Annotated in this window: 1 protein-coding gene; it reads right to left on the bottom strand. The window is 71.0% G+C overall.

The annotated features are described in order from the left end of the window. Window positions 1–185 precede the first annotated feature (185 nt). A partial coding sequence (locus AC2W7C_RS18560) for an McrC family protein (protein ID WP_486002662.1) occupies window positions 186–825 on the bottom strand: 640 nt, incomplete at its 5' end.

Genomic DNA, 825 nt, shown 5'->3' with positions numbered 1-825 from the left:
CGGAGCGGAGCCAGGACGGCCTGCAGGTCGAGCGGGCGGGCGCGGGTTGGCGCGTCGGCTGGTCGGGCCGGCGGGCGCCCGGCAATGGACCTGGATGCCCGACGCGACGGCGTGAAGATTTACGGACGGTTAACCAATTCACCGCAACGGAGGATCGTCTTCCTGTTATTCGAGGACACCCACCATCACCGAACTTCCAAGCCCGGCGTCCGCGTCGGGCTTTTTTCTTGGGCCTCGGGGCCGTCGCCCAGGATCAGGTCCAGCAGGCGCGCCCGGATCTCGACCGGAGAGGCGGCGAGATCGACGGTGGCGAACCGGATGCGGCGCCCCTGGATGACCGCGGCCTCGTCCACCCGGGTCTCGATCGCGGGATGCAGCAGCAGGCCTTCGGCGCGATCGGCCAGGGCGCTGCGCCCGGCCTGCGACTGCACATAGGCGTAGATCTGATACAGGTGGCCCGAACGGAGCGTCCGTTCGCGGCGCCAGCCGGCGGTCAGGACGCCGGTGAATTTGGTGTCGACGATCACGCGCCGGCCCAGCCGGGCGTTCTCCAGGATGACGTCGGTCCGCATGCCGGGAAGAATCTCCCGCATGCCCGGCGAGGCGGCCTCGATATTCCAGTCCAGCGGCGCGCCTCGCATCACGCGCCAGCCCTCGCGGCCCGGAAGCTCGATCTCGTAGAACCCCGCCACGGCCCGTTCGAACAGTTTGCGCGCCGCCGTCGCGTCCCGGTCGGGCGCGGCCAGCGAGACAGGCCCCAGGTCCTCGGTCGGCAGGGCGAGGTCCAGCGCCAGCCGCGCGGCGGCGACCATGAGGCGGTCCTGG

This window comes from Brevundimonas sp. CURTG3B2_SDJG (assembly GCF_057364705.1).
Note: the sequence above shows the minus strand (reverse complement) of the source record. Positions and strands in the feature narration are given on the sequence as shown.